Source organism: Halomonas sp. V046 (assembly GCF_052645355.1).
Genome location: NZ_JBQXYF010000063.1, coordinates 1 through 369 on the forward strand (window position 1 = coordinate 1; position 369 = coordinate 369).

Genomic DNA, 369 nt, shown 5'->3' on the forward strand with positions numbered 1-369 from the left:
GCTGATGGCGATGCACCTCGCGGTGCAGGCTGTCACGCGTAAAGCCGAAGAGCTCCTGGCCATCCACGGCCATGGCCTGCACGTGGCCGGCGCCATAGCGCAGCCAGCTGATCTGCTGGCCGCTCGGTAGGGTGGTGGTCTCGCGGTTGCCCAGGGCATCGTGGGTGTGGCGGGTGACGCTGCTGTAGCCGCTGCCCCCGGGGAGCCGGTGGCGCTGGACCTCGGCGATCAGGTTGTCTTCGCCGTCGAAGTGAAAGCGAGTCTCGCTGTCGAGATTGGCCGCGCGCACCAGGCGCCCTTGGGCGTCGTAGGCGAAGGTGGTGTGGGTCCGGTGGTGGCCGGGCACCTCGCTGGTTCGCTCCAGCACCC

Annotated in this window: 1 protein-coding gene; it reads right to left on the reverse strand. The window is 69.4% G+C overall.

Annotated elements, in window-relative coordinates:
- The coding region (locus ACUN9Y_RS22240; RefSeq protein ID WP_445462918.1) for a hypothetical protein at positions 1-369 on the reverse strand (369 nt) is incomplete at both ends.